The 24,069-nt window shown below is 70.7% G+C and carries 26 protein-coding genes and 1 other RNA gene; 21 read left to right on the top strand and 6 right to left on the bottom strand.

Going from position 1 to position 24,069, the window contains the following annotated elements:
* Positions 1–40: 40 nt before the first annotated feature.
* On the top strand, positions 41–367 hold the full coding sequence (locus IEX89_RS10640; protein ID WP_188912580.1) for a helix-turn-helix domain-containing protein: 327 nt from the start codon (positions 41–43) through the stop codon (positions 365–367).
* A 3-nt stretch (positions 368–370) separates the two neighbouring features.
* Positions 371–991, top strand: a complete 621-nt coding sequence (locus tag IEX89_RS10635; RefSeq protein ID WP_373290569.1) for an RES family NAD+ phosphorylase — start codon at positions 371–373, stop codon at positions 989–991.
* A 20-nt stretch (positions 992–1,011) separates the two neighbouring features.
* On the opposite strand, the gene fliE is transcribed toward IEX89_RS10635, so the two are convergent.
* From fliE to flgB, 3 genes are read right to left on the bottom strand one after another with little or no spacing between them, the layout of a single operon-like run.
* The gene (fliE, locus tag IEX89_RS10630; protein WP_188912576.1) at positions 1,012–1,347 is read right to left on the bottom strand and encodes a flagellar hook-basal body complex protein FliE; all 336 of its coding nucleotides are present in this window, start codon (positions 1,345–1,347) and stop codon (positions 1,012–1,014) included.
* Positions 1,347–1,763 (bottom strand): flagellar basal body rod protein FlgC, encoded by a 417-nt coding sequence (flgC, locus tag IEX89_RS10625; protein ID WP_188912770.1) that lies wholly within the window; start codon positions 1,761–1,763, stop codon positions 1,347–1,349. The genes fliE and flgC overlap by 1 nt, the downstream gene beginning before the upstream one ends.
* An 8-nt stretch (positions 1,764–1,771) precedes the next feature.
* Positions 1,772–2,152: a flagellar basal body rod protein FlgB gene (gene flgB, locus IEX89_RS10620; protein WP_188912574.1), complete on the bottom strand. Its 381-nt coding sequence runs from the start codon at positions 2,150–2,152 to the stop codon at positions 1,772–1,774.
* A 236-nt stretch (positions 2,153–2,388) separates the two neighbouring features.
* Here flgB and glmM point away from each other — a divergent pair, with 236 nt between their 5' ends.
* From glmM to IEX89_RS10600, 4 genes are all read left to right on the top strand, one after another.
* Entirely contained in the window at positions 2,389–3,729 is a 1,341-nt protein-coding gene (glmM, locus tag IEX89_RS10615; RefSeq protein ID WP_188912571.1) for a phosphoglucosamine mutase, read from the top strand.
* A 156-nt stretch (positions 3,730–3,885) separates the two neighbouring features.
* Positions 3,886–4,731: an outer membrane protein gene (locus IEX89_RS10610; RefSeq protein ID WP_188912569.1), complete on the top strand. Its 846-nt coding sequence runs from the start codon at positions 3,886–3,888 to the stop codon at positions 4,729–4,731.
* An 18-nt stretch (positions 4,732–4,749) separates the two neighbouring features.
* The gene (locus IEX89_RS10605; RefSeq protein WP_188912567.1) at positions 4,750–5,574 is read left to right on the top strand and encodes an outer membrane protein; all 825 of its coding nucleotides are present in this window, start codon (positions 4,750–4,752) and stop codon (positions 5,572–5,574) included.
* A 73-nt stretch (positions 5,575–5,647) separates the two neighbouring features.
* On the top strand, positions 5,648–6,484 hold the full coding sequence (locus IEX89_RS10600) for an outer membrane protein (protein ID WP_188912565.1): 837 nt from the start codon (positions 5,648–5,650) through the stop codon (positions 6,482–6,484).
* 27 nt (positions 6,485–6,511) lie between these two features.
* Here IEX89_RS10600 and IEX89_RS10595 read toward each other — a convergent pair whose 3' ends face one another.
* Positions 6,512–8,122: a GMC family oxidoreductase gene (locus IEX89_RS10595; protein WP_244645275.1), complete on the bottom strand. Its 1,611-nt coding sequence runs from the start codon at positions 8,120–8,122 to the stop codon at positions 6,512–6,514.
* 218 nt (positions 8,123–8,340) lie between these two features.
* Between IEX89_RS10595 and miaB the strand changes: the two genes are divergently transcribed.
* The 7 genes from miaB to metK all read left to right on the top strand — a co-directional run bounded on the left by miaB (position 8,341) and on the right by metK (position 16,219).
* The gene (miaB, locus tag IEX89_RS10590; protein WP_188912561.1) at positions 8,341–9,741 is read left to right on the top strand and encodes a tRNA (N6-isopentenyl adenosine(37)-C2)-methylthiotransferase MiaB; all 1,401 of its coding nucleotides are present in this window, start codon (positions 8,341–8,343) and stop codon (positions 9,739–9,741) included.
* A 67-nt stretch (positions 9,742–9,808) separates the two neighbouring features.
* On the top strand, positions 9,809–10,864 hold the full coding sequence (locus IEX89_RS10585; RefSeq protein ID WP_188912768.1) for a PhoH family protein: 1,056 nt from the start codon (positions 9,809–9,811) through the stop codon (positions 10,862–10,864).
* Complete coding sequence (ybeY, locus tag IEX89_RS10580) at positions 10,861–11,343, top strand: rRNA maturation RNase YbeY (RefSeq protein WP_188912559.1); 483 nt, start codon at positions 10,861–10,863, stop codon at positions 11,341–11,343. Before IEX89_RS10585 ends, ybeY begins: the two co-directional genes overlap by 4 nt.
* A 28-nt stretch (positions 11,344–11,371) precedes the next feature.
* A complete protein-coding gene (locus IEX89_RS10575) occupies positions 11,372–12,742 on the top strand; it encodes a hemolysin family protein (protein WP_188912549.1) in 1,371 nt (456 codons plus the stop codon).
* The gene (gene lnt / locus IEX89_RS10570) at positions 12,739–14,349 is read left to right on the top strand and encodes an apolipoprotein N-acyltransferase (RefSeq protein ID WP_188912547.1); all 1,611 of its coding nucleotides are present in this window, start codon (positions 12,739–12,741) and stop codon (positions 14,347–14,349) included. Before IEX89_RS10575 ends, lnt begins: the two co-directional genes overlap by 4 nt.
* A gap of 182 nt (positions 14,350–14,531) precedes the next feature.
* A complete protein-coding gene (locus IEX89_RS10565; RefSeq protein WP_244645297.1) occupies positions 14,532–14,936 on the top strand; it encodes a helix-turn-helix domain-containing protein in 405 nt (134 codons plus the stop codon).
* A gap of 128 nt (positions 14,937–15,064) precedes the next feature.
* Positions 15,065–16,219, top strand: a complete 1,155-nt coding sequence (gene metK / locus IEX89_RS10560; RefSeq protein WP_188912543.1) for a methionine adenosyltransferase — start codon at positions 15,065–15,067, stop codon at positions 16,217–16,219.
* Between the two features lie 354 nt (positions 16,220–16,573).
* On the opposite strand, the gene IEX89_RS10555 is transcribed toward metK, so the two are convergent.
* Both IEX89_RS10555 and IEX89_RS10550 read right to left on the bottom strand, forming a co-directional pair.
* Positions 16,574–16,924: an MbcA/ParS/Xre antitoxin family protein gene (locus IEX89_RS10555; protein WP_188912541.1), complete on the bottom strand. Its 351-nt coding sequence runs from the start codon at positions 16,922–16,924 to the stop codon at positions 16,574–16,576.
* A 96-nt stretch (positions 16,925–17,020) separates the two neighbouring features.
* Positions 17,021–18,049, bottom strand: coding sequence for an aspartate-semialdehyde dehydrogenase (locus IEX89_RS10550; RefSeq protein WP_188912539.1), 1,029 nt, complete (start codon positions 18,047–18,049; stop codon positions 17,021–17,023).
* Between the two features lie 424 nt (positions 18,050–18,473).
* Here IEX89_RS10550 and IEX89_RS10545 point away from each other — a divergent pair, with 424 nt between their 5' ends.
* The 8 genes from IEX89_RS10545 (at position 18,474) to IEX89_RS10510 (ending at position 24,045) form a co-directional block, all read left to right on the top strand.
* Complete coding sequence (locus tag IEX89_RS10545; RefSeq protein ID WP_188912530.1) at positions 18,474–19,391, top strand: hypothetical protein; 918 nt, start codon at positions 18,474–18,476, stop codon at positions 19,389–19,391.
* 65 nt (positions 19,392–19,456) lie between these two features.
* The gene (locus tag IEX89_RS10540) at positions 19,457–19,756 is read left to right on the top strand and encodes a hypothetical protein (RefSeq protein WP_188912528.1); all 300 of its coding nucleotides are present in this window, start codon (positions 19,457–19,459) and stop codon (positions 19,754–19,756) included.
* Between the two features lie 181 nt (positions 19,757–19,937).
* Positions 19,938–20,471 carry a hypothetical protein gene (locus tag IEX89_RS10535; RefSeq protein WP_188912525.1) on the top strand — a complete coding sequence of 178 codons (534 nt, stop codon included), beginning with the start codon at positions 19,938–19,940 and terminating at the stop codon, positions 20,469–20,471.
* 129 nt (positions 20,472–20,600) lie between these two features.
* A non-coding RNA gene (gene ssrS, locus IEX89_RS10530) (6S RNA) lies at positions 20,601–20,757 on the top strand.
* Positions 20,758–20,766: 9 nt separating this feature from the next.
* The gene (locus tag IEX89_RS10525) at positions 20,767–21,381 is read left to right on the top strand and encodes a 5-formyltetrahydrofolate cyclo-ligase (RefSeq protein ID WP_188912523.1); all 615 of its coding nucleotides are present in this window, start codon (positions 20,767–20,769) and stop codon (positions 21,379–21,381) included.
* A gap of 4 nt (positions 21,382–21,385) precedes the next feature.
* A complete protein-coding gene (locus IEX89_RS10520; RefSeq protein ID WP_188912521.1) occupies positions 21,386–22,207 on the top strand; it encodes a TIGR00282 family metallophosphoesterase in 822 nt (273 codons plus the stop codon).
* Between the two features lie 16 nt (positions 22,208–22,223).
* Entirely contained in the window at positions 22,224–23,147 is a 924-nt protein-coding gene (locus IEX89_RS10515) for an exopolysaccharide biosynthesis protein (RefSeq protein ID WP_188912519.1), read from the top strand.
* Between the two features lie 151 nt (positions 23,148–23,298).
* Entirely contained in the window at positions 23,299–24,045 is a 747-nt protein-coding gene (locus IEX89_RS10510) for a YebC/PmpR family DNA-binding transcriptional regulator (protein WP_188912517.1), read from the top strand.
* The last annotated feature ends 24 nt before the right edge of the window (positions 24,046–24,069 follow it).

Below are 24,069 nucleotides of genomic sequence, written 5' to 3'. Positions count from 1 at the left end.
CGGGCGAGTGGCTGCGTCGGAGGTGCTGAGCGGTGCGGACATGCTCAGCGGCGACGAGATGGCGCGGCGGCTCGGGGTGAGCCGCATGACGGTGAACACTTGGCGGCAGGAAGGGCGATTGGTCGGTATGGCGGGCGTCAAGCGCGGCTATCGCTTCCCGGAATGGCAGCTCGATGCGGAGGGACGGCCTTTCGCGGAGCTGCCGAAGCTGCACGCGCTCCTCGGCGGTGCGTGGGCGGTGTGGCGCTTCCTGAGCATGCCTCACGCGGAGCTCGGCGGCACGACGGGGCACGACGCCCTCGTCGCGGGCCGTTCGGAGGATGTTCTCGGGACGGCGGAGAGCATCGCGCGCGGGACCTTCGCCTGACGGATGCCGAGCGTGCCGATCGCGCAGCCGCCGCACGGCTTCGAGCAGCGCCGGGTCTTGACGAGCGAAATTCCAAAAGGCCGGCGATATCGGCGCATCTATCGCAGCGAGTTTCCCGACCCTCTCGGGTACGCGAAATCACCGAGCCGCTTCAGCGACCCGCGAGCGCTGAGCGACGACGATCGTTTCGGTGTCGTCTATTTCAACGAGACATCGACATCGTGCTTCCTGGAGGCTGTGCTGCGCGACCGTCGAGACGGCATCCTGGGCAGAGCGCTCCTGGACGAGGAGGATCTCACGCAGCGGTCGATCGCAACGATCGAGATCGTGGAGACGCTATCGGTGCTCGATCTTCGAGGCGACGCGCCCGTGAGAATGGGCGTGCCGAGCGAGGTCGTGCGTGGCTACGATCATCGCAATGCGCATCTCTGGGCCGTCGCCTTTCACGAGCACGCGTCGACGCTCGATGGCATCGTGTATCCCTCCCGTCTGGACCTTTCACCGAACCTCGCGATCTACGATCGCGCAATCGGCAAGGTTCGGGTCCTGGAGGTCTCTCCGCTGATCGAGGATCCCGACATGCCGTACATTCTCGAGCGATTCGACATCGCGCTGACCTCGTGATCGGGCAAGGCCGCCTTTCCTCAAATCTGCATCCGGCTGATTTCCTGGTACGCCTGCACGACCTTGTCGCGGACGGCGACGGCGGTCTGGAGGGTGCGCTCGGCGTTCATCACGGCCTCGACCACCTGCTGGACGGAGGCCTTGCCGTTGATGCCGGCGAGCGAGGCCGCCTCGGCCTCGCGCAGCGCGTTGACGCCCTGCGAGGCCACGTCGGAGAGGACCGCGCCGAAATCCGGCATGCTCGTCGCGGAGGACGGCGCGACGGGTGCCGCCTGCGCCGCGGTCGCGATGCGCTCGGCGGCACGGGTGGCGCCGGTCCCGGCGAGGCTGGAGAGGCTGTCGACGGCGTCGATCATCACGAGCTCCTCAGGAGGTCGATGGTCTGGGCGACCATGGAGCGGGTCTGGCGGATGACGGCGAGGTTGGCCTCGTAGGCGCGGTTCGCTTCGCGCATGTCGGCCATCTCGACGAGCATGTTGACGTTGGGCAGCTTGACGTAGCCGTTCTCGTCGGCGGCGGGGTGCGACGGGTCGAATTCCGTGCGGAACGGCGCACGGTCGGCGCCCACGCCGTCGACCTTGACCATGCTCGCGCCCGAGGCGCGGTCGATCTCGCTGTCGAAGGTCACCGTCTTGCGGCGATAGGGGTCGGTGCCGGCGGCGTCGCCGGTGGCGTTGGCGTTGGCCAGGTTCTCCGCGATGATGCGCATGCGGGTGGACTGGGCCTCGAGGCCGGAGCCCGCGATGCGCGAGGCGGAGGTGAGCGGGTCGATCATCATCGTCAGCCTCGGACGCTCTGCAGGATCATGCGGTGGAAGGACTTCACGACGGAGGTGGCGAGCGAGTGCTCGCGGCTCGCCGAGGAGGCCTTGATCAGCTCCTCCTCGATGCTCACCGAATTGCCCGAATGGCTGATCGCCAAGCCGTCGCGCGTACGTGTCTCGGAGACGCGCGCGTCCTGCGCCGGCAGGAGGTGATCCGGGCTCGTCGCCGCGAGCCGCAGGCTCGTATGGTCCATGACGTCGCGGAACGCCTCGACGTCGCGGGCGCGGAAGCCCGGCGTGTTGGCGTTGGCCACGTTCTCGGCGATCGTCGCCTGGCGCACGGAGAGCCATTCGGACTTGCGCGAGGCGAGGCTGAAGAGGTGGATGCCGTCGACCACGGGCGAAGCTCCTCGTCGTTGCTGACGATGGCGAGGATGATCGGGCTGGCTTGCGTCGAGCTTGCGCCGGGGACGGCGGGGCGAACGAAGCGGCGTTACAAACGCTTACGGAATGTGAAGCACTCCCGTGGCAGGCTCGCCTTGACGTCGCGCGCGGCGCGGGTGTTCTGAACCGCATCCGTTCTGAACCACACGAGCGGCGCGATGCGTCGCTCGACGATCTCGGAGCACGTCCCTTGCGCAAGCATTTCGGTACCGACGGCATCCGCGGCCGCGCCAACCTCAAGATCACGCCGGAGCTCGCGCTGCGCGTCGGCCAGGCGGCGGGCCTCGCCTTCCGTCGCGGCGATCACCGCCACCGCGTCGTCATCGGCAAGGACACGCGGCTGTCCGGCTACATGATCGAGTACGCCCTCGTCGCCGGCTTCACGTCGGTGGGCATGGACACGCTGCTGCTCGGCCCCATGCCGACGCCGGCGGTGGCCATGCTCACGCGCTCCATGCGTGCGGATCTCGGCGTGATGATCTCCGCCTCGCACAATCCTTACGAGGACAACGGCATCAAGCTGTTCGGGCCGGACGGCTACAAGCTCTCCGACGAGGTGGAGCTCGAGATCGAGGCCTTGATCGACGGGGACATCTCGCGGCGCCTCGCCGTGTCGGAGGGCCTGGGCCGCGCCCGGCGCGTGGAGGGCGTGCACGCCCGCTACATCGAGTTCGCCAAGCGCACGCTGCCGCGCCTCCTCGACCTCGAAGGCCTGCGCATCGTGCTCGACTGCGCCAACGGCGCCGCCTATCGCGTGGCGCCCGAGGCCTTGTGGGAGCTGGGCGCGGAGGTGATCGCCATCGGCGTCGAGCCCAACGGCTTCAACATCAACCGCGAGGTCGGCTCGACCGCCCCCGAGGCGCTCGTCGCGAAGGTGCGCGAGCTGCGGGCCGACGTCGGCATCGCGCTCGACGGCGACGCGGACCGCGTCATCATCGTCGACGAGAAGGGCCGCCTCGTCGACGGCGACCAGCTGATGGCCGCCATCGCCCGCAGCTGGCACGAGGACGGGCGCCTCTCGCGCCCGGGCATCGTGGCGACCGTCATGTCGAATCTGGGCCTCGAGCGCTACCTCCAGGGGCTGGGCCTTACGATGGAGCGCACGGCGGTGGGCGATCGCTACGTGCTCGAGCGCATGCGGGAGGAGGGCTACAATCTCGGCGGCGAGCAGTCGGGGCACATCATCCTCTCGGACTACGCGACGACCGGCGACGGGCTCCTCGCCGCGCTCCAGCTGCTCACCGTGGTGAAGCGCTCCGAGCGTCCGGTCTCGGAGGTCTGCCAGAGCTTCGAGCCGCTGCCGCAGATCCTCAAGAACGTGCGCTACAAGAGCGGGCGCCCCCTCGACGACGTCTCCGTCGCCTCCACCATCGAGGCCGGGCGCGCGCGTCTGGGGGAGGGCGGGCGCCTCGTCATCCGCCCGTCGGGCACCGAGCCCGTGATTCGCGTCATGGGCGAAGGCGACGACCGCGATCTCGTCAGCGAGGTCGTGGAGGAGATCGCGCTCGCCGTCACCCGCGCCGCCGCCTGAACGGCGCCGGCGCGGCGCGGATCGCCTTCGTCCGGTGAGATGCGCTTAACCGTGTCTCTTAAGGTTAAGCCCCGCTTAAGGAAGTTCTGCGATCGTCCCTATCCGTGAGAGCCGCGGGCCGTTCGCCCGCGCCGACGAGAACGGGGACCATTCGCCATGATTCGCCTCGAGCCGGCCCTCGTCGTCGCCGTCGCCGCCCTCGGCGGCGTCGTGGCGACGAGCGCTCAAGCCGCCGACCTTCCCACGCTTCCGCCCGCCCCCGTGCCGGTCCACGTCGAGAGCTTCGGCGGCTGGTACCTGCGCGGCGACATCGGCATGTCGAACCAGAAGTCCGACGAGCCGGAGAATCCCGAACTGGAGCGCCGGACTCCTGCGGACGCGGTCGAGTTTCTGCACTCCGATTTCGCGGCTTCACCCTTCGTCGGTGTGGGCGTCGGGTACCGCTTCAACTCCTGGCTGCGCGCCGACGTCACTGGTGAGTATCGCGGTCGTTCGCAATATCGCGGGTTGGATCGCGTACGCCAGACCGGGGCCGCCGCCTTCAATCAGGCCAACGAATTCTACTTCGACAAGACGGAATGGGTCGGCCTCGTCAACGGCTACCTGGATCTCGGCACCTGGCACGGCGTTACGCCGTTCGTTGGGGCGGGCGCCGGCTTTGCTCATGTGACGATCGACAATTTCCGTGACGTGGTGACCCTGCGAAGCGGACATAGCGGCGTTGCCTACGCTGACGCCGATTCGCGCACCAACTTCGCTTGGGCGCTCTATGCCGGTCTCGGCTACGAGGTTTCGCCGAACCTGTCCCTGGAGCTCGGCTATCGCTACCTCAACATGGGCGATGGAGGCACCGGCGAGACCTACCAGCTCGACGGGGTAAGCGGTGGCGAGGACAAGTGGGAGATCGGCAACATCCACTCCCACGACCTGAAGGTCGGCATGCGCTGGAACCTGCAGGCGCCGGCGCCCGTGCACGCCGGCCCGATCAGCCGCAGCTTCTGATCGACGAGGAGCCGACCCATGAGCCGCCTCATCCATTCCCGTCCGATCCTTCCGCTGGCCGCGGCCGCGCTCGCCGCCATGGCCCTCCTGCCGGGCACCGCCTCGGCCGCGGACGTGCTGCCGCCGCTGCCCGCCCTCGACGGGCCGGCGCCGGCCTCGGCGCCCGTCGGCTCGGGATGGTACCTGCGCGGCGACATCGGCTACACCGCCTACCGCGATCCGGAGACGCGTGCCCGCGTGGGCGGCGTCTCCGCACCCCTCGACGGCGCGGAGCTCGACCCCGCGCCGTCCATCGGTCTCGGTGCCGGCTACAAGTTCAATTCCTGGCTCCGCGCCGACGTGACGGCGGATCACCGCTTCGCCAACACGGCGACGGTGTTCTCCGGCGTGCCGAACGCGGCGGCGTTCGCGCAGGGCGATCTCTCCGCCTCGACCGTGCTCGCCAACGTCTATCTCGACCTCGGCACCTGGCACGGCTTCACGCCCTATGTCGGCGGCGGCGTGGGCTATGCCTGGACGCGGCTCGACGACTTCTCGGTCACGAATTGCGTCGCGCCCTGCGCCATCGGCGGCATCGGCCTCGGCACCCGCCTGCGGGACGACGAGGAGATCGGCGGCGACTTCGCCTGGGCCCTGATGGCGGGCGTCGCCGTCGACCTCGGCCGCAGCCTCTCGCTCGACATCGGCTACCGCTACGTCGATCTGGGCACGCCCGAGTTCGAGACCGCGGCAGGCACCACGTTCGAGGTCGACGACCTCACCGCGCACGAGGCGCGGATCGGCGTACGCTGGACCTTCGCCGCGCCCGAACCCTCCATCGTCCCGATCTCGCGCTCGTACTGAGCGCGGGCTCGCGCTTCCCCGCGACCTCCGCCACACCCGACAGAGACGACGAACCCTCTCGAGGATCGATCCCATGCGCATCCCGCTCGCCGCCACCGCCGCGCTCGCCGCGGGCTTCCTCTCGACCGGCGCCGCCGCCGTCGATCTCGGTCCCCTGCGCGGCGGCTACGGATCGGGTGGGCTCGAGCCCGTCGTCACCTGGCAGGGCGGCTATTTCGCCGGCTTCGCAGGCCAGACGAACGCGTCCTTCCAGGCGGACAAGGCGCTCGGGGACCTCATCGCTTTCGGGCTCCGGCGAACGATCGTAGAAGAAGAGATGCAGGTCTCGGAATGGCTGAATCCGCAGATTCCGGACGCGAGCGACACGACCTTCGGGGTCCTGGCCGGCTATAACTTCCAGTTCGCGGAAACTATATTGGGTATCGAAGCTGATGTAACCTTAGGAGCGCTCAGTTCAAGTGGGTTGGATACTCTCAGTAGGGTCCAAACATTATCGAACAATGAGCGTTACAATGTGACGGCCAAGGGGAACATCGATGCCAAGCTCGAGAATTGGGCGACGCTCAGAGCTCGAGCGGGATATACGCTCGGCGCGTTCCTTCCCTTCGTCACGGGTGGCATCGCACTGGCCCAGTATGAAGTCGTTCGCTCGGCGGGCGTTGACGGCAGCCGCGAGCGAGTGGATGACGATGGGCTTCCCATCACCGGCGCCGTACCCCTCCAACCGGTCTCCGAGACCGGAACCGACAGCGGCATCGCGCTGGGTCTCGCAGCCGGTGCGGGCCTCGACGTGGCGCTGACGCAGAACGTCTTCCTGCGCGGCGAATGGCAATACCTGTTCTTCCCCGATCTCGCCGGGGTGGAGATGAGTGTCAACACCTGGCGCGCCGCCGCCGGCGTGAAGTTCTGATCCACCAGCGCACCATGCCGGCGGGCCTCAGGCCCGCCGCGCCTCCAGGATCATCGCGCAGGCCTTCTCGGCGATCATGATCGTCGGCGAGTTGGTGTTGCCGGACGTGATGCGCGGCATGGCGGAGGCGTCGACGACGCGAAGACCCGCCACCCCGTGCACCCGAAGCCGCCCGTCGAGCACCGCCGACGGGTCGCTCGACGGCCCCATCTTGGCCGTGCCCACGGGATGGAAGATCGTCGTGCCGATCTCGCCCGCAGCCTGTGCCAGCGCCTCCTCCCCGTCGATCTCGGGTCCCGGCCTGTATTCCGTCGGCCTGAAGCGCGCGAGCGGCGCCTGCGCCACGATACGCCGGACGAGGCGGATCGAATCGGCCGCGACCCGGCGATCCTCGTGCGTGTCGAGATAATTCGGCTGGATCGCCGGCGGGGCGTGCGGGTCCGGGCTCGTGGCGTGGACCGACCCCCGGCTCGACGGACGCAGGTTGCACACGCTCGCCGTGAAGGCCGGAAAGGGGTGGGGCGCGTCGCCGAACTTGTCGAGCGACAAGGGCTGGAAGTGGAATTGCAGGTTCGGCGTCTCGTAGTCCGGCGAGGAGCGCGCGAAGGCGCCGAGCTGCGAGGGCGCCATGGTCAGCGGCCCGCGCCGGAACAGCGCGTATTCGAGCCCCATCCAGGCCCGCCGCCAGAGCTTGCCGTAATCCTCGTTGAGCGTGCGCACGCCCTCCACCTTGAAGATCGGGCGCAGCTGCAGATGGTCCTGCAGGTTCTCGCCGACGCCGGGCGCGTGATGCTTCGTCTCGACGCCGAGCGCCTGCAGGCGCGCGCCGTCGCCGATGCCGGAGAGCTCGAGCAGCTGCGGCGACTTGATCGCGCCGGCACACAGGATCACCTCGCCGCCGGCATGCGCCACGCAGGTCTCCCCGCCCTGGCGGAAGACGACGCCCGTGGCCCGCCCGTCCTCGATCACGACGCGCTCCACGGCGATGCCGGTCTCGAGCCGCAGGTTCGGCCGGCCGAGCGCCGGCGCGAGGAAGCCGCGGGCGGAGGACCAGCGCCGGCCGCCCTTCTGGTTCACCTGGAAGTAGCCGACGCCTGAATTGTCGCCGCGATTGAAGTCGTCCGTCGCCGGGATGCCGGCCGCGACGCAGGCCTCGATCACCGCGTCGAGCAGGTCCCAGCGCACCCGCGGATAGTCGACGCGCCATTCACCGCCGCCGGCATGATGCGCGTCCGGACGGGCGTGGTCCTGGTGCTGGAGGAAGATCGGCTTGACGTCCTCCCAGCCCCAGCCATCGAGGCCGAGCTGGCGCCAGCCGTCGTAGTCCTGCGCCTGGCCGCGCATGTAGATCATGGCGTTGATGGCCGACGAGCCGCCGATCACCTTGCCGCGGGGATAGGCGAGGGTGCGGCCGTTCAGCCCGGGGACCGGCTCGGTCTTCAGCATCCAGTCGGCGCGCGGGTTGCCGATGGCGAAGAGGTAGCCGACGGGGATGTGGAACCAGATCCAGTCGTCCTTGCCGCCGGCCTCGAGCACCAGCACCCGGGCCGAGGGGTCTCGCGAGAGGCGGTTCGCCACGACGCAGCCGGCCGAGCCGGCGCCCACCACGATGTAGTCGAAGGTCCCGAAATCCCTCAAGGCCGCCCTCCCGTTCCGCTTTCTCGTTCTTCGCGCGCGGTCCTCGGTGTCCGCTGCCACACGCGCGAGGGGAAGCCTAGCGCGTCGGGGCCCGGCTGACGACGGGGCAGGGCCCGGTCGAGCCGCGATCGGCACGTTTCGCCCCGCGCCGCGCCCTTCCATCGAGCGCCCGCGTCGCATAGATAGAGCGGGCGACAGATCGGAGAGCGAGCCGCCGCGTGAAGAAGGTCTACGTCAAGTCCTACGGCTGCCAGATGAACGTCTACGACGCCGAGCGCATGACCGACGTGCTCGCGCCGGAGGGCTATGTCCAGACGCAGGTGCCGGAGGAGGCCGATCTCGTCGTCCTCAACACCTGCCACATCCGCGAGAAGGCGGCGGAGAAGGTCTATTCCGAGCTCGGCCGCGTGCGCCGGATGAAGGAGGCGCGCACGCTCGAGGGGCACGAGACGAAGGTCGTCGTCGCCGGCTGCGTGGCCCAGGCCGAGGGCGCCGAGATCCTCAAGCGCGCCCACGTCGTCGACGCCGTCGTCGGCCCGCAGAGCTATCAGCGGCTCCCGGAGATCCTGCGCGCGGCCAAGGCCCGGCGCGTGGTCGACACGGAGTTTCCCGTCGAGGACAAGTTCGACGAGCTGCCCGCGCTCGACGCCAAGCGCGTGCGCGGGCGCGGGGTCACCGCCTTCCTCACCGTGCAGGAGGGTTGCGACAAGTTCTGCGCCTTCTGCGTCGTGCCCTATACGCGCGGCGCGGAGGTCTCGCGCCCCGTGGCGAAGGTGCTCGCGGAAGCCCGCACCCTCGCCGCGGCCGGCGTGCGCGAGATCACCGTCATCGGCCAGAACGTCAACGCCTATCACGGCGAGGGGCCGGACGGGCGGACCTGGGGTCTCGCGCGCCTCCTCCACGTGCTGGCCGAGATCGAGGGCGTGGAGCGCCTGCGCTACACGACGAGCCATCCCCGCGACATGGACGATGCGCTCGTCGCCGCCCATCGCGACCTGCCGGCCTTGATGCCCTACCTGCACCTGCCGGTGCAGGCGGGCTCGGACCGGGTGCTCGCCGCGATGAACCGCAAGCACACCGCCGACGAGTATCGCCGCATCGTCGAGCGCGTGCGCGCGGCGCGGCCGGACATCGCGCTCTCCTCGGACTTCATCGTGGGCTTTCCCGGCGAGACCGACGCCGAGTTCGAGGACACCATGCGCCTCGTCGCCGACGTCGGCTTCGCGTCGGCCTTCTCGTTCAAGTATTCGCCGCGCCCCGGGACGCCGGCGGCGGAGGAGGCGGAGCAGGTGGCCGAGGCCGTGAAGGTCGAGCGGCTCGCGCGCCTGCAGGCGCTCCTCGAGGAGCAGCGCCAGGCCTTCAACCGCGAGACGGTGGGGCGCACCGTGGACGTCCTGCTCGAGAAGCCCGGCCGCCATCCGGGCCAGCTCGCGGGCAAGTCGCCCTATCTCCAGGCCGTCGTCATCGAGGATGCGACCGGCGCCGTGGGCGACATCGTGGCCGCGCGGATCGTGCGGGCCGGATCGAACAGCCTGTTCGCCGAGACGAACGCGTCCGCCGCGACGCCTTCCGTTTCGTCGAACGTTTCCGCAGGAGAACCCGCCCTTGCCGTCGAGTGACCGGCCGTCGAACGACCGCCCCCGCGGCGAGGCCCGGGATGCCGCGAGCCATCCCGGCGTCGAGGAGATGGCGCAGATCAGCCTGACCTTCGACGACAACCGGCTGGCGAGCCTCGTCTTCGGGCATTACGACCAGAACCTCGCGCATCTCGAGCGCCGGCTCGGCGTGCTCGCCAACGCCAACGGCAATTGCGTCGTGCTGCGCGGCGCGCCGGAGGCGGCGGAGCAGGCCCGCCGGGTGCTGGAGAGCCTCTACGAGCAGGTCCGCTCCGGCGCGCCGCTCGCCGTCGGCGACGTCGACGGCGCGATCCAGGAGAGCGCGATGCAGGGCCAGCTCTTCCCTTCGGGCGACGAGCCGGCCGCCGAGCCCGGCACCGCCGGCTTCGAGGGCATCGCCACCCGCCGGCGCGGCTTCGTGAAGGCCCGCAACCGCGCGCAGGACGGCTATCTGCGTGCGCTCAAGGCGCACGAGCTCGTCTTCGCGGAGGGGCCGGCCGGCACCGGCAAGACCTGGCTCGCGGTGGGCTTCGCGGTCTCGCTGCTCGAGCGCGGGGACGTCGACAAGATCATCATCACACGTCCCGCCGTGGAGGCGGGCGAGCGCCTCGGCTTCCTTCCGGGCGACATGCGCGAGAAGGTCGACCCGTACCTGCGCCCGATCTACGACGCGCTCTACGACTTCATGGAGGCGCGCCACGTGGAGCGCGGCCTCGCGACCGGCATGATCGAGATCGCGCCGCTGGCCTTCATGCGCGGCCGCACGCTCACCTCCGCCCTCGTCCTCCTCGACGAAGCGCAGAACACCACGACCATGCAGATGAAGATGTTCCTCACCCGCCTGGGAGAGGGCTCGCGCATGATCGTCAACGGGGACCCGACTCAGATCGACCTGCCGCCGGGGCAGGCCTCGGGCCTCGTCGAGGCGTCGCGGGTGCTCGCGAAGGTGGAGGGCGTCGGGCGTATTCGCTTCAAGGACGAGGATGTCGTCAGGCACGATCTCGTGCGACGTATCGTCGCGGCTTATGATGCCGACTTCCGCGCACGCCACCCCGTCGACGCGTCGGGCGAGCCGCTGGCGCCGCAGCGCGGGCGCGGCGGCCCGCGTCCGGGGACACCCTCGTGAGTGCTGTCGACCTGACATTGGAGATCACCCGCGAGGCGGGCGCCTGGGATACGCTCGAAGACGTCGAAGGGCTGTGCGTGCGCGCCGCCGAGGCCGCCCTCGTGGTGGCCGGGGTGGAAGGGCTCGTCTCCCTCGAGCTGCTCCTGACCGACGACGACGCCATCAGGGCGATCAACCTGGAGTGGCGTAATCTCGACAAGCCGACGAACGTTCTCTCGTTTCCGGCGGCGCCGACCCCCGGCTTTCCCGGCCCGCGGCCGCTCGGCGACGTCGTCCTCGCCTACGAGACGCTCGCCCGGGAGGCCGAGGAGGAGGGCAAGTCCCTCGCGGATCACGCCGCGCACCTCCTGGCGCATGGCGTTCTGCACTGTCTCGGGTATGATCACGACACCGACGCTGCCGCCGAGGAGATGGAGGCGCTGGAGACACGGGCCATGGCCCTCATCGGGATCGCCGATCCCTATGGCGGGGCGACATGACGCCTCCTCGCAGCGCGAACGACACACGATGACCGACGGCTCTCAATCACCGACCCGCCCTGCCCCGTCCGCCTCCGAGCCCGCCCGCGAGGGCCGGGACGGCGATCGAAGTCCCGCCGCGCCCCGCCCGGCGGAGACGACGGTCGACGGCCATTCCGCGCCGAGCGTGCCCCCACGCGAGGGGTTCGTCGACCGCATGCTCGTGCGGCTCGGCCTGCGCCAGCGCGAATCGACGCGGGCCGATCTCGAGGATCTCCTCGCCGTGACGGCGGAGAACCCGCACATCTCCGCGCGCGAGCGCGCCATGCTCAAGAACGTGCTGCGTTTCCACCGCATGCGCGTCTACGACGTCATGGTGCCGCGCGCGGACATCGTCGCCGTCTCGCACGAGACGACGCTCGGCGAGATGCTGAAGGTGTTCCGCACCGCCGGCCATTCCCGCCTGCCCGTCTACGGCGAGACGCTCGACGACCCCAAGGGCATGGTCCACATCCGGGACTTCCTCGACTTCCTGGTGGCCAAGGCGGAGAGCGCCACGCGCCGCCGCCGCGCCCGCAGCGCCGAGCACAAGGCGGCCGGCAACGGGCGCGCCACGGGCGAGGCCAGGGCCGACGGCAAGGGTGAGGGCAGGGGTGAGGGCAAGGAGGCCCGCGGCGACCTCGCCCGCGCGCTCGACGGCGTGAGCCTCTCCAACATCGACCTCTCGGCGACCCTCGCCTCCGCGCGCATCCTGCGTCCGGTCCTGTTCGTGCCGCCCTCCATGCCCGCGGTCGAGCTCCTCGTGCGCATGCAGACGACGCGCACGCACATGGCGCTCGTCATCGACGAGTACGGCGGCACCGACGGCCTCGTCTCCATCGAGGATCTCGTCGAGATGGTGGTCGGCGACATCGAGGACGAGCACGACCTCGCGAGCCAATCGATGATTCGCCCGAGCGGGGCGGACACCTGGGTCGCGGACGCGCGCGCCGATCTCGAGGAGGCCTCGCAGGTCATCGGCTACGACTTCACCGAGGGCGAGGTGGCCGAGGACGTGGATACGCTCGGCGGCCTCGTCGTGGCGCTCGCCGGCCGCGTGCCGGCCCGCTCCGAGCTGATCGCGGGGCCGGAGAGCTTCGAGTTCGAGATCCTCGACGCGGATCCGCGGCGCCTCAAGCGCGTGCGCGTGCATCGCCGCGACCCGAGCCTCGCGCTCGTGCCCGCGGGTGTCGCCACCGGCTTGGCCGCGCGTCGCGGTGCGGACGCGACGGGCGCGTCCGCGGAGCGCGAGACCGGGGCCGGGGCCGGGGACGGCGAGGCGCCGGTGGAGAGAGAGACCCCCGGCGACACGACGGCGTCCGGCGACGCCCCGCGCTCGGCGCCGGGCGAGAGCGCGCCCGATCGGCCGCCATCCGCATGAAGACCCTGGCGCATCGCGTCGTCCTCGCCTGGGGCTGGCGGCGCGCGGCGATCGCGTTCGTCGCGGGCGCGATCGGGGCGCTCGCCATGCCGCCCTTCGGCTTCTTCCCGGCTTTGATCCTCGCCCTCGTCCCGGCCGTGTGGCTGGTCGACGGCCTCGGCTCGCGGCGCGACGTCCGCACGATCGCCGCCGCGGCGGGGATCGGCTGGCTGTGGGGCTTCGGCTATCTGCTGGCGGGGCTGTGGTGGCTCGGTGCGGCCTTCCTGGTCGAGGCCGAGCGTTTCGCCTGGGCGATGCCGCTCGGCGTGATCGCGCTTCCGGCTGCGCTGGCCTTGTTCTACGCGGCCGGCTTCGCGCTTGCGCGCGCGCTCTGGTCGCCGGGCGCCGCGCGCGTCCTGGCGCTCGCGACCGGCCTCGCCGCGGCGGAATGGCTGCGCGGGCACCTCTTCACGGGCTTTCCCTGGAACGCGCTCGGCATGGCGTTCGGGCAGAGCCTTCCGCTGATGCAGGCGGCCTCGCTGGTCGGGCTCTACGGGCTCGGGCTTCTCGCCGCGGCCATCGCCGCCGCGCCCGCGACCCTCGCCACCGGCCGCACGCCGACGGCGCGGCTCGCGCCCACGTTCGTCGCCACCCTCGCCTTCGGCGGGCTCCTCGCCTTCGGCGTCGCGCGCCTGCCGGCCGCGCCGATGCCGGAGGTCGCGGGCGTCGCCCTGCGCATCGTCCAGCCCAACCTGCCGCAGGACGTGAAGATCGACCCCGCCCGGCGCGAGGAGATCATGCGCACCTATCTCGGCCTCTCGGACCGGACGACCTCCCCCGAGCGCGCGAGCGTCGCGGACGTCACGCACGTGATCTGGCCCGAGAGCGCCTTCCCCTTCCTGCTCCACCGCGACGCGCGGGCGCTCGCGCAGATCGCCGGGCTCCTGCCGGCGGGCACGACCCTCGTCACGGGCGCCGCGCGGGTCGACGAAGGCTGGCTGCCGGGAGAGGAGCCGGTCTTCTACAATTCCATCCAGGTCGTCGCCGACGACGGCACGATTCTCGACACGTACGACAAGGTCCACCTCGTTCCCTTCGGTGAGTACCTTCCCGAGATGTTCGCCGCGATCCTCGACGGCGTCGGGCTGCGTGCCTTCGTCGCCGTCCCCGGCGGCTTCGCGGCCGGGACCGAGCGGCGGACGCTCGCCGTACCCGGTCTACCGTTGATTGCGCCCGGTATCTGCTACGAAGCCGTGTTCCCGGGCGCCGTCACGCCGCGGGGCGAGCGGCCCGGCGCGCTCCTGAACGTCACCAACGACGCCTGGTTCGGCGACACCCCCGGCCCACGCCAGCACTACGCCCAGGCCCGCCTGCGTGCCGTCGAGGAGGGGTTGCCACTCGTGCGCGCGGCCAATACCGGGATCTCGGCCATGGTCGATCCCTATGGTCGCGAGACGGGCCGGCTCCCGCTCGGAACCGCCGGACTTATCGATGCGGGGCTGCCACAGGCGCTCCGGCCCACCCTGTACGCGCGTTTCGGAGATGGCGTTTTTGCAATCATGCTTCTAACGTGTTGCGTGTCGGCGCTGATGCCGGGGCTTCGCGGGTCTCGGAGCGGCGTCGGCTGAGAGGCGCGCCGGAGGTCTTCCCGGAGCTTTCCCAGCGAAGGCTCCTTCCCGAAGGTTTCTCGGCCGCAGATGTCCAGTCCGAGGCATTCGCCGCCGGTCGTTCGCCGAAGGTCCCCCGCAGGAGCGATGCGTTGAAGAAGACTCCCAACCCGATCGACAAGCATGTCGGAAGCCGCGTGCGCATGCGCCGCATGATGATCGGCATGAGCCAGGAGCGCCTGGGCGATGCGCTGGGGCTCACCTTCCAGCAGGTGCAGAAATACGAGAAGGGCACCAACCGGATCGGTGCGAGCCGGCTGCACCAGATCGCGTCTATCCTGGGCGTGCAGGTGGAGTTCTTCTACGAGGGCGCGCCCCAGGCCGAGGGAGCGCCGCCCGTCGTGTCCGACGGGCTCTCGGAGACGCCCACCCCGCCCTACGTCGCGGACTTCCTCTCGACCACCGACGGCCTGCACCTGATGCGCGCCTTCATGAAGGTGCGCGACCCGAAGGTCCGCAAGCGCGTGGTCGAACTCGTGGAGGCTCTGGCAGGCGACGACGAGGAGCAGCCGGCCGAGGAGCTGGAGGCGATCGAGGCCGTTCGGTAGATCGGACACGTTCGCCTTTTCGGGTTGACCCGACCGAGAGTAGGTGTCATCTAGGTTCCGTTCAGTCCGTTTTACCGGACGGCGCCGGCCGTGCACCGTCCGCGCGAGGAATGAAAGGATCCGACGCCGTGGCCCGCTCCTCCTATCTCTTCACCAGCGAATCGGTGTCCGAAGGACATCCGGACAAGGTCTGCGACCGGATCTCCGACGAGGTCGTGGACGCCTTCCTGGGCGAGATGCCCGAGGCGCGGGTCGCGTGCGAGACGCTGGCCACGACGAACAAGGTCGTGATCGCCGGCGAGGTGCGCGGTCCCGCCACGATCACCAAGGAATACGTCGCCCACCTCGCGCGCCTGGCCATCAAGGACATCGGCTACGAGCAGGACGGCTTCCACTGGGACACGTGCGACATCGACGTCCTGCTGCACCAGCAATCGGCCGACATCGCCCAGGGCGTCGACGCCGAGGGCGCGGGCGACCAGGGCATCATGTTCGGCTATGCCTGCGACGAGACGCCCGAGCTGATGCCGGCGCCGATCTTCTTCGCGCACGAGATCCTCAAGACGCTCGCCGAGGCCCGCAAGACGGGCGAGTCGAAGGTGCTCGGCCCCGACGCCAAGAGCCAGGTCACCGTGCGCTACGAGAACGGCAAGCCCGTGGGCGTGACGCAGATCGTCGTCTCCACCCAGCACCTCGACCCGCATCTCACATCCCACGACGTGCGCGCCATCGTCGAGCCCTACGTCCGCCAGGCGCTGCCCGAGAACTGGATCGAGCCGACCTGCGTGTGGCACGTCAATCCTACGGGCAAGTTCCTCATCGGCGGCCCCGACGGCGATGCCGGCCTCACCGGCCGCAAGATCATCGTGGACACCTACGGCGGCGCGGCGCCCCACGGCGGCGGCGCCTTCTCCGGCAAGGACCCGACGAAGGTCGATCGCTCGGCGGCTTACGCCGCGCGCTACCTCGCCAAGAACGTCGTCGCCGCGGGCCTCGCCTCGCGCTGCACGATCCAGCTCTCCTACGCCATCGGCGTGGTGAAGCCGCTGTCGATCTACGTCGACACCCACGGCACGGGCAAGGTCGAGGAGGCCAAGCTCGAGGCGGTGCTCATGGACGCCATGGACCTCTCGCCACGCGGCATCCGCAACACGCTGGGCCTCGGCCGCGCCATCTACGCCCGCACCGCCGCCTACGGCCATTTCGGCCGCGCGGCCGAGGCGGACGGCGGCTTCTCCTGGGAAGCGACGACCCTCGCCGACGGCCTGAAGCGCATGTTCTGAGACGGGCACTCCGCTCGCGAGCGTTTTAGAGATGGGCGGCGATCCACGGGGATCGCCGCCCTCTTCGCGATGGTGCTCGCGCCGCCGACCCGCTCCTTCCCTGTAGGGGAAGGTGTCGCCGGCGAAGCCGGTGACGGATGGGGCGCGCGGCACGCGCGTTCGGCGGAGCCGAATTGCGACGGGGCCACCGACACGTCGGCTTCCGCTTCGCGGAACGCGTCGCTTCGCGCCGCGCCCCATCCGTCTCGTCGGCTTCGCCGCCGATCCACCTTCCCCTACAGGGAAGGAGACACCGTTCGGTCCTTCGGAGCGGAACCGCCGAACGGCTCTCGGCTCCGTCATGGCGGGAGGCGATCAGGCGTAGACGCCGGCGTCGACCGCGTCGATGTACTCCATCACCTCGCTCGCTCGGCCCTCGCGCACGAGCTGCATCGCCGTCTCTCCGCCGAAGCCCGCCAGCGGCTCCGAGCGATACCAGGCATAGGCGATAAGCGTCGATCCGAAGCAAGCCTCGGCGCGGTCGAGGATGTCGACCAGCTCGCGCAAGCGCTTCTGGGTTTCGGCACTCGCGATACGTTCGGGCCGTAGCATCGCGTCACGGCCCACGCCGACGGCGTGGGCGACCTCGTCGCGCGTCGTGCGCAGCTGTTGGGCAATGCGATCGGGCGTCAGCAGCCCGTGTTCTACGATTGCTTCGAGACGCATGCCGTTCTCCACCGCGGCTGAAGCGACATAGCGCCGGGGTGATTGGCCGAAGACGGGCCCGGCGGGGCTTCAAGGGCCCCCCCGCAGGCCGCACCCTCACCCGGCCTTCGGCTGGAGGAGCTTGCGGTTGATCAGCGCTTCCGCGATCTGCACGGCGTTGAGCGCCGCGCCCTTGCGCAAATTGTCGGAGACGCACCAGAACGAGAGGCCGTTCTCCACCGTGATGTCCTCGCGGATGCGCGAGACGTAGGTCGCGTCCTCGCCGGTGGCCTCGTGGGGCGTGGCGTAGCCGCCGGGCTCGCGCTTGTCGATCACCAGGATGCCGGGCGCCGAGCGCAGGATGGCGCGCGCCTCGTCGGCGCTGATGGGCCGCTCGAACTCGACGTTCACCGCCTCCGAATGCGAGACGAAGACCGGCACGCGCACGCAGGTGGCGGTGAGCTTGATCTTCGGGTCGAGGATCTTCTTCGTCTCGGCCACCATCTTCCACTCCTCCTTGGTCGAGCCGTCCTCCATGAAGACGTCGATCTGGGGGATGAGGTTGAAGGCGATGCGCGTGGGGAACTTCTTGGGCGCGAATTCCTGCAGCGAGTAGACCGCGCGGGTCTGGCGGTCGAGCTCCTCCTCGCCCTCCTTGCCGGCGCCGGAGACGGACTGGTAGGTCGCCACCACGACGCGCTTGATCGTCGCCGCGTCGTGCAGGGGCTTCAATGCCACCACGAGCTGCGCGGTCGAGCAGTTCGGGTTGGCGATGATGCCCTTCTTGGCGTACCCCTCGACGGCGGCGGCGTTCACCTCCGGCACGACGAGCGGCACGTCCTGGTCCATGCGCCAGGCGCTCGAATTGTCGATGACGACGCAGTTCTGCGCGGCGATCCTGGGCGCCCATTCCTTCGAGACGTCGCCGCCCGCCGACATCAGGCAGATGTCGACGTCGGAGAAGTCGAACGTGTCCAGCGCGCGCGTCTTGAGCGTCCTGTCGCCGTAGGACACCTCGACGCCCTGGCTGCGGCGCGACGCCACCGGCACGACCTCGTCGGCCGGGAAGGCGCGCTCGGAGAGGATGTCGAGCATGACCCGCCCGACATTGCCCGTCGCTCCGACGACGGCGACCTTGTAACCCATGGGTATTCTCCTCGCGATGGAACCGGGCTCCCCGGATGTCGCGGCGCCCGGGGAGCCTCGATCGGCTCTGCCTGGGCTTCCGGCCTCCCGCCCGGCGGGGAGAGGTCCGGGAACGAGAGGGCGTTCAGCGGAGCGTGGTGCCCGCCGTCGTGGACGTCGTCGTCGTTTTGCGCGTGGTGCTCACGGCCGGACGCATCGTCTCGCTCTCGTCTCCGCCCGGCCACCATTGCCGGAGCGTGGCTCGTGCTTGCGTCGAAACGCGAGCGGTGTCAAGCGCGCCTCTCGCCGACATCGCCCCTGCCGCCATCGCAACGATGGATTCACGAAACGCCGAGAAAGCCCGCTCGCTCCGGTGCGCCGGTAACCCCCCGTTCGGCCCCGCGGGCGGAGGGTCGCCACGGGAGACGAGAGGGACGGCGTCATCATGCACGCGGCGGGACGGTTCCGCGAGGCGGAGCTGTTGGAGATCGGGGCGGACTGGGAGCGCGACGCGCACGAGCGTCGCGAGCGCGGTCTCGCGCGCACGCTCTCCGGCGCCCTCACCGCCGCCGCCGCCTGCGGGCTCGTGGCGCTCGCGCTGATGCCGGCGCCGCCGCCCATGCAGGAGGCGCCCCGCGACATCGCCGAGCTGGTCGCGCGGCCCGATCCCGTCCTCACCGCACCGCCGCCGGACTGGCGCGCCCTCGAGATCCCGCAGATCGTGCTGGGCCTCGACGCGCCGGGCTTCTCCGGCCTCGCCTCGCGGCACGTGGCGCGCATCCATGCCGACGGCGCACGCGAGGACGCCCTCGTCTTCGGCGCCTTCGCGGAGCCGGGCACGCACATGCGTCTCGCGCTGCGGCGCGACGGGCCGGGCACGACGCCGGAGGCGGAGCGCAGCTTCTTCGTGGAGGCCGCGCTCGCCGCCGCGCAGGCCGGCCTCGCGATCGTCCGCACCGGACCGACGCAGGCGGTCGCCACACGCTTCGGCACGCTGGAAGCCGCCGAGCTCGTGCTCGAGAACGGGCCTGTGCGCACTTGCCTCGCCTTCCGCGGCGGCGTGAGCCTCGGGCTCTCCGGCTGGCTGTGCGACGCGCATGCCGCTCCGGAGACGCTCGCCTGCGTCGTCGACGGGCTCGTGCTCCTCGATCCCGGCGGCGACACGGCCCTCGCCCGCGCCTTCGCGGCGCCGGCCGGCGCGCACGGGTGCGCGCCGGCGGGTGACGATCCGGCCTCCGTCGCGTCCATCGCGCCCGCGCCGCCGACGCGGGGCGGTGGCGCACGTCCGCAGGCTCTGCCGCAGATCGTCGTGCCCATGCCGGTGCCGCCGCCGCGCCCCGCGCATCTGGGATTCTCCTCCTGACGGGAACCCGGATCGCGCGTCTCGCGTCGTCGATCCATGATCGTGGCACGAAGAGAGGCCTCACCATGACGCGAACTGCTCTCGCGGCCGCCTGCGCCGCTTTCCTCCTGGTCCCCGCCTCCGGCGCGAACGCGCAGGACGGGCTCGCCGTCGAGGTTCGGCCGTCGGGCCCGCCGGCCTGGCTCGATCCGCCGAACGTGACGCTGCCGAACAATCTCGAAGGCTCCATGCAGCGCTACGTGTACCAGCAGATGGTGCTGAGCGAGCCCTCCGCGCTCGGCGCGCACCGGGATCGCTACGGCCATCATCTTCTGCCGCGCCGCCGGGAGCTCGGCGACCTGCCGCCCTTCATCGAGACGCAGTGAGACCAAGACCGAGTGAGACGTCTCGCGCATTTCGGCCCGGCTCGCCCTTGACGAGCCGGGCCGCACGGCTTAGCTAGAACGTATGAGGAACGAACGCGCCCTGTTCTGGAGAGAATCGCTGCGCGACCTGCGCGGTGCGGCTCGTGGCGTCGGCCCCGCCCCGTGCGACGGGGAGGGGGACGTGCGCGAGGAGCGCCTGCGTGCGACGGCGCAGGCGGGAGACGGGCTCGGCCTGTCCTCCTGGCGCGGACGCTCGGGGCGGCGCGTCGTCGTCGCGGTGCACGCGATCGCCTCCGTCGACGCGGACGATCTCGACGGCACCGTGGCCCTCGCCGTCGCGCGAGAGCCGAGCGGTGCCGGCGAGGGTGCGGCGGCGCGCGCGCGGATCGTCGGCGTCACCCTCGCGGACGCCCTGCCGGACACCGCCCGCCGCGGCACGTGGCTCGCCCGTGCAGCCGAGCGCGGCGCGAGCGAGATCCATCTCCACCGCCTGGCCGAGACGCCGCAGGCCCGCGCCGCCGTGGCACGCGATCTCGGCGGGTCGCCCTCGCGATCGGGTGTCGACGGCTCGCGGGAGGTAGCCTACGCCGCGCGGGACATCGGCGCCCGCCGCCGCCCGGCCCGACGCCGCGGCGCGTCCGACGAGATGCTGGACACCATCACCGGCGGCCTCCAGGGCGGAGGCGGCACCGGCCGACGCCCCGCGCGGCGGTGACGCCCGGCTCGCCCGCGCTTCCGGCCGGGCGTTGCCGAAAGCGGCATTCGTATCCCCAGCGCGATGGCGCGAAAATAACGCCGGCTCTCCCCCTTCCCCCGGCCCCCGCCCCCCATTACATTGTTCCTTGCGGGGCTGTGGGGTTCGTCAGGAGGACTTTTCCCCGGGGCCTTATCGATCTCGAAGGGAGCTGTCCCTGACCCGGTCCGTGGACCGGGACATACGGCGCCCACCTACTGTGTAGGTATCCCGGGATCGACTCTCCAACGGCCTTCGCGGCTCCGCGCTCGATTACATGACGACGTCGCCTCTCGCACCATCGACCTCTGACAAGCCGGCGCTGCGGCGCGAGGGGCTCGCCCGGCGCGACGCGCTGGCACCCGAGGTGCGCGAGGCGGCGGCGCGGGGGCTCGTCCATACGCTGCTCGCCCTGCCCGAGCTCGCCGGCATCGGCACCATCGCCGGCTATTGGCCGCTGCGCACGGAACTCGACGTGCGCCCCGCCCTCGTGGCGCTCGCCGAGCGCGGCCATCGCATCGCGCTGCCCGTCGTCACCGATCCGAGCCTCGTCTTCCGCGCCTGGACGCCCGGCACGCCCCTCGTGCGCGGCGCCTTCGGCGTCGAGGCGCCGGGGCCGGAGGCGCAGATGCTCCATCCGCAGGCGCTCCTCGTGCCGCTCTCGCGTTTCGACCGCGCCTGCCACCGCATCGGCTACGGCAAGGGGCATTACGACCGTGCCCTCGCCGCGCTCGAGCGCGCGGGCCCGGTTCTCGCGATCGGGGTGGCTTTTTCCGTTCAGGAAGCGCAAAGCATTCCCGCCGAGGATCACGACCGTCGTCTCGACCTCGTCGTGACCGAGGCGGAGATCATCCGCGCGCCGCGGGACGCGGGCGCGGCACGGGAGGCGTGAGCGCATGCGGATCCTCTTCCTCGGCGACGTCGTCGGCCGGCCGGGGCGCCAGGCGGTCACCGAGGAGCTGCCCCGCCTGCGCGCTCGCTGGAAGCTCGATTGCGTCGTGATCAACGCGGAGAACGCCGCCGGCGGCTTCGGCATCACCGAGGCGATCTGCGACGAGCTCCTCGGCGCGGGCGCCGACGCGCTCACGCTCGGCAACCATTCCTTCGACCAGCGCGAGGCCCTCGTCTTCATCGAGCGGCAGGACAGGCTCGTGCGTCCCGCGAACTATCCCGCCGGCACGCCGGGGCGCGGCGCGACCCTCGTCGAGACGGCGCAGGGCGCGCGCGTCCTCGTCGTCAGCGTCATGGGGCGGCTCTTCATGGACGCCATGGACGACCCGTTCGGCGCCGTCGAGCGGGCGCTGTCCGACTGCCCGCTCGGCGCCGCCGCGGACGCCATCGTCGTCGACATGCACGCGGAGGCGACGAGCGAGAAGCAGGCCATGGGCGTGTTCTGCGACGGGCGCGCGAGCCTCGTCGTCGGCACCCACACCCACGTTCCCACGGGCGACCACCGCATCATGCCGGGCGGCACGGCCTACATGTCGGACGCCGGCATGTGCGGGGACTACGATTCCGTGCTCGGCATGGCCAAGGACGAGCCCCTGCGCCGCTTCCTGCAGAAGACGCCCGGCGCGCGGCTCGAGGTGGCGTCGGGCCCCGGCGCGCTCTCGGGGATCGCCGTCGAGACCGATCCGCGCACCGGGCTCGCCACGAAGGTGGCGCCGGTGCGGATCGGACCCCATCTCGACGAAACCAAGCCCGTCTTCTGGGATTGATCCGCACGTGGACCCGATGAGCGCGCACGATCCCCGAGAGACGACACGCGAGACCACCGCAGAGCCCGGCCTGGATGCCGGCGCCCGGCCGGAGGCGTCCGCGGCCGAGACGCCCGGCACGGAGGCCGAAGGCGTGGAGACGCCCGGCACGGAGGCCGAAGGCGTGGAGACGCCCGGCACCGAGGCGGCCGAGCGGCGCCGGCGCCTGCGCGAGGCCATCGAGCGTCTCCAGCAGCGCCGTGCCGAGCGTCGCGCGGCCAAGGCCGCGCGGCTCGCCGCGGAGGCCGACACGCCTCAGGCGCGGCGCGCCCGCGCGCTGCACGAGGCGATGGAGCACAAGCGCATCACCCTCGTCCTGCGCGCCGTCGTCGACACGGTGGAGGGCGACCGCATCTCCATTCGCGAGATCGTCGAGGCCTTCGGCGAGCGCGCCTTCGGCTTCGTCATCATCCTGTTCTCGCTGCCCAACTGCATCCCGGCGCCGCCGGGCATGAACTCCGTCTTCGGCCTGCCCGTCCTGCTCTTCGCCGTCCAGATGGCGCTGGGCAAGCGCCGCCCCTGGCTGCCGCGGCGCCTGATGGACAAGACCTTCGCGGTCTCGACCTTCCGCAAGATCATCGACCTCGCGGAGCCGCGGCTGCGCTGGGTGGAGAGCCTGTGCCGGCCCCGCTATACCGGGCTCTTCGGCGACCGCGGCGACCGCCTCATCGGCGTCTTCGCCGTCCTGCTGGCGGCCTGCGTGATCATTCCCCTTCCCGGCACCAACTTCGTGCCCTCCATCGCACTCGTCGTGCTCGCCATCGCGATCATGCAGGAGGACGGCGTGATGCTCGGCATCGGCGGCCTGCTCGGCCTCGCCGGCATGGTCTACACGGTGGGCCTGTCCTGGGCGATCGTCGGCGTGGCGCTGTTCGCCGCGGAGAAGGCGGGGGGGATGTGAGCAAGGCCCGGGCGGAGGGGGAAGGCCCTCGGCACGACGGTGCGCTTGGCAAGAGCGCCCTCTCCCGCCTATATCCGTGCTCCAGCGACACCTGATGAACAGCAACCAGGCCGCCGCCCTTCGGCCGGCGCCGCGCGAGGACGGATACCGCATGGCCGGACACAGCCAGTTCAAGAACATCATGCACCGCAAGGGGCGCGTCGATGCGCAGCGCTCCAAGCTCTTCTCGAAGCTCGCCCGCGAGATCACGGTGGCGGCCAAGATGGGCATGCCCGATCCCGCCATGAACCCGCGCCTGCGCGCCGCCGTGCTCGCGGCCAAGGCGCAGTCCATGCCCAAGGACAACATCGAGCGGGCCATCAAGAAGTCCCAGGGCGGGGACGCGGAGAACTACGAGGAGATCCGTTACGAGGGCTACGGCCCCGGCGGCGCGGCGATCATCATCGAGGCCATGACGGACAACCGCAACCGCACCGCCTCCGACATCCGCTCCTACTTCACCAAGTCCGGCGGCAACCTCGCCGAGACGGGCGCCGTCGCCTTCATGTTCGACCGCGTCGGCATCGTCGAGTACGGGCCCGAAGTGGCCGATGCCGACGGCATGCTGGAGGCCGCCATCGAGGCGGGCGCCGACGACGTCGTCTCCTCCGAGAACGGCCACGAGATCTACTGCGCCGACATCGCGCTCGGCGACGTGACCAAGGCGCTCGAGGAGCGCTTCGGCGAGGCGAGCAAGTCCGCGCTGATGTGGAAGCCGCAGAACGCGGTCGCCGTCGACGACGAGACCGGCGAGAAGCTCATGCGCCTCATGGAGACGCTCGAGGACCACGACGACGTCCAGAACGTCTACGCCAATTTCGAGCTCTCCGAGACGCTCATGGAGAAGCTCTCCGCCTGACCCGGGAGACGGGCGCCCTTCTCC

Source organism: Salinarimonas ramus, from assembly GCF_014645695.1.
GTDB lineage: Bacteria > Pseudomonadota > Alphaproteobacteria > Rhizobiales > Beijerinckiaceae > Salinarimonas > Salinarimonas ramus.
This window is presented reverse-complemented; position numbering and strand designations above follow the sequence as displayed.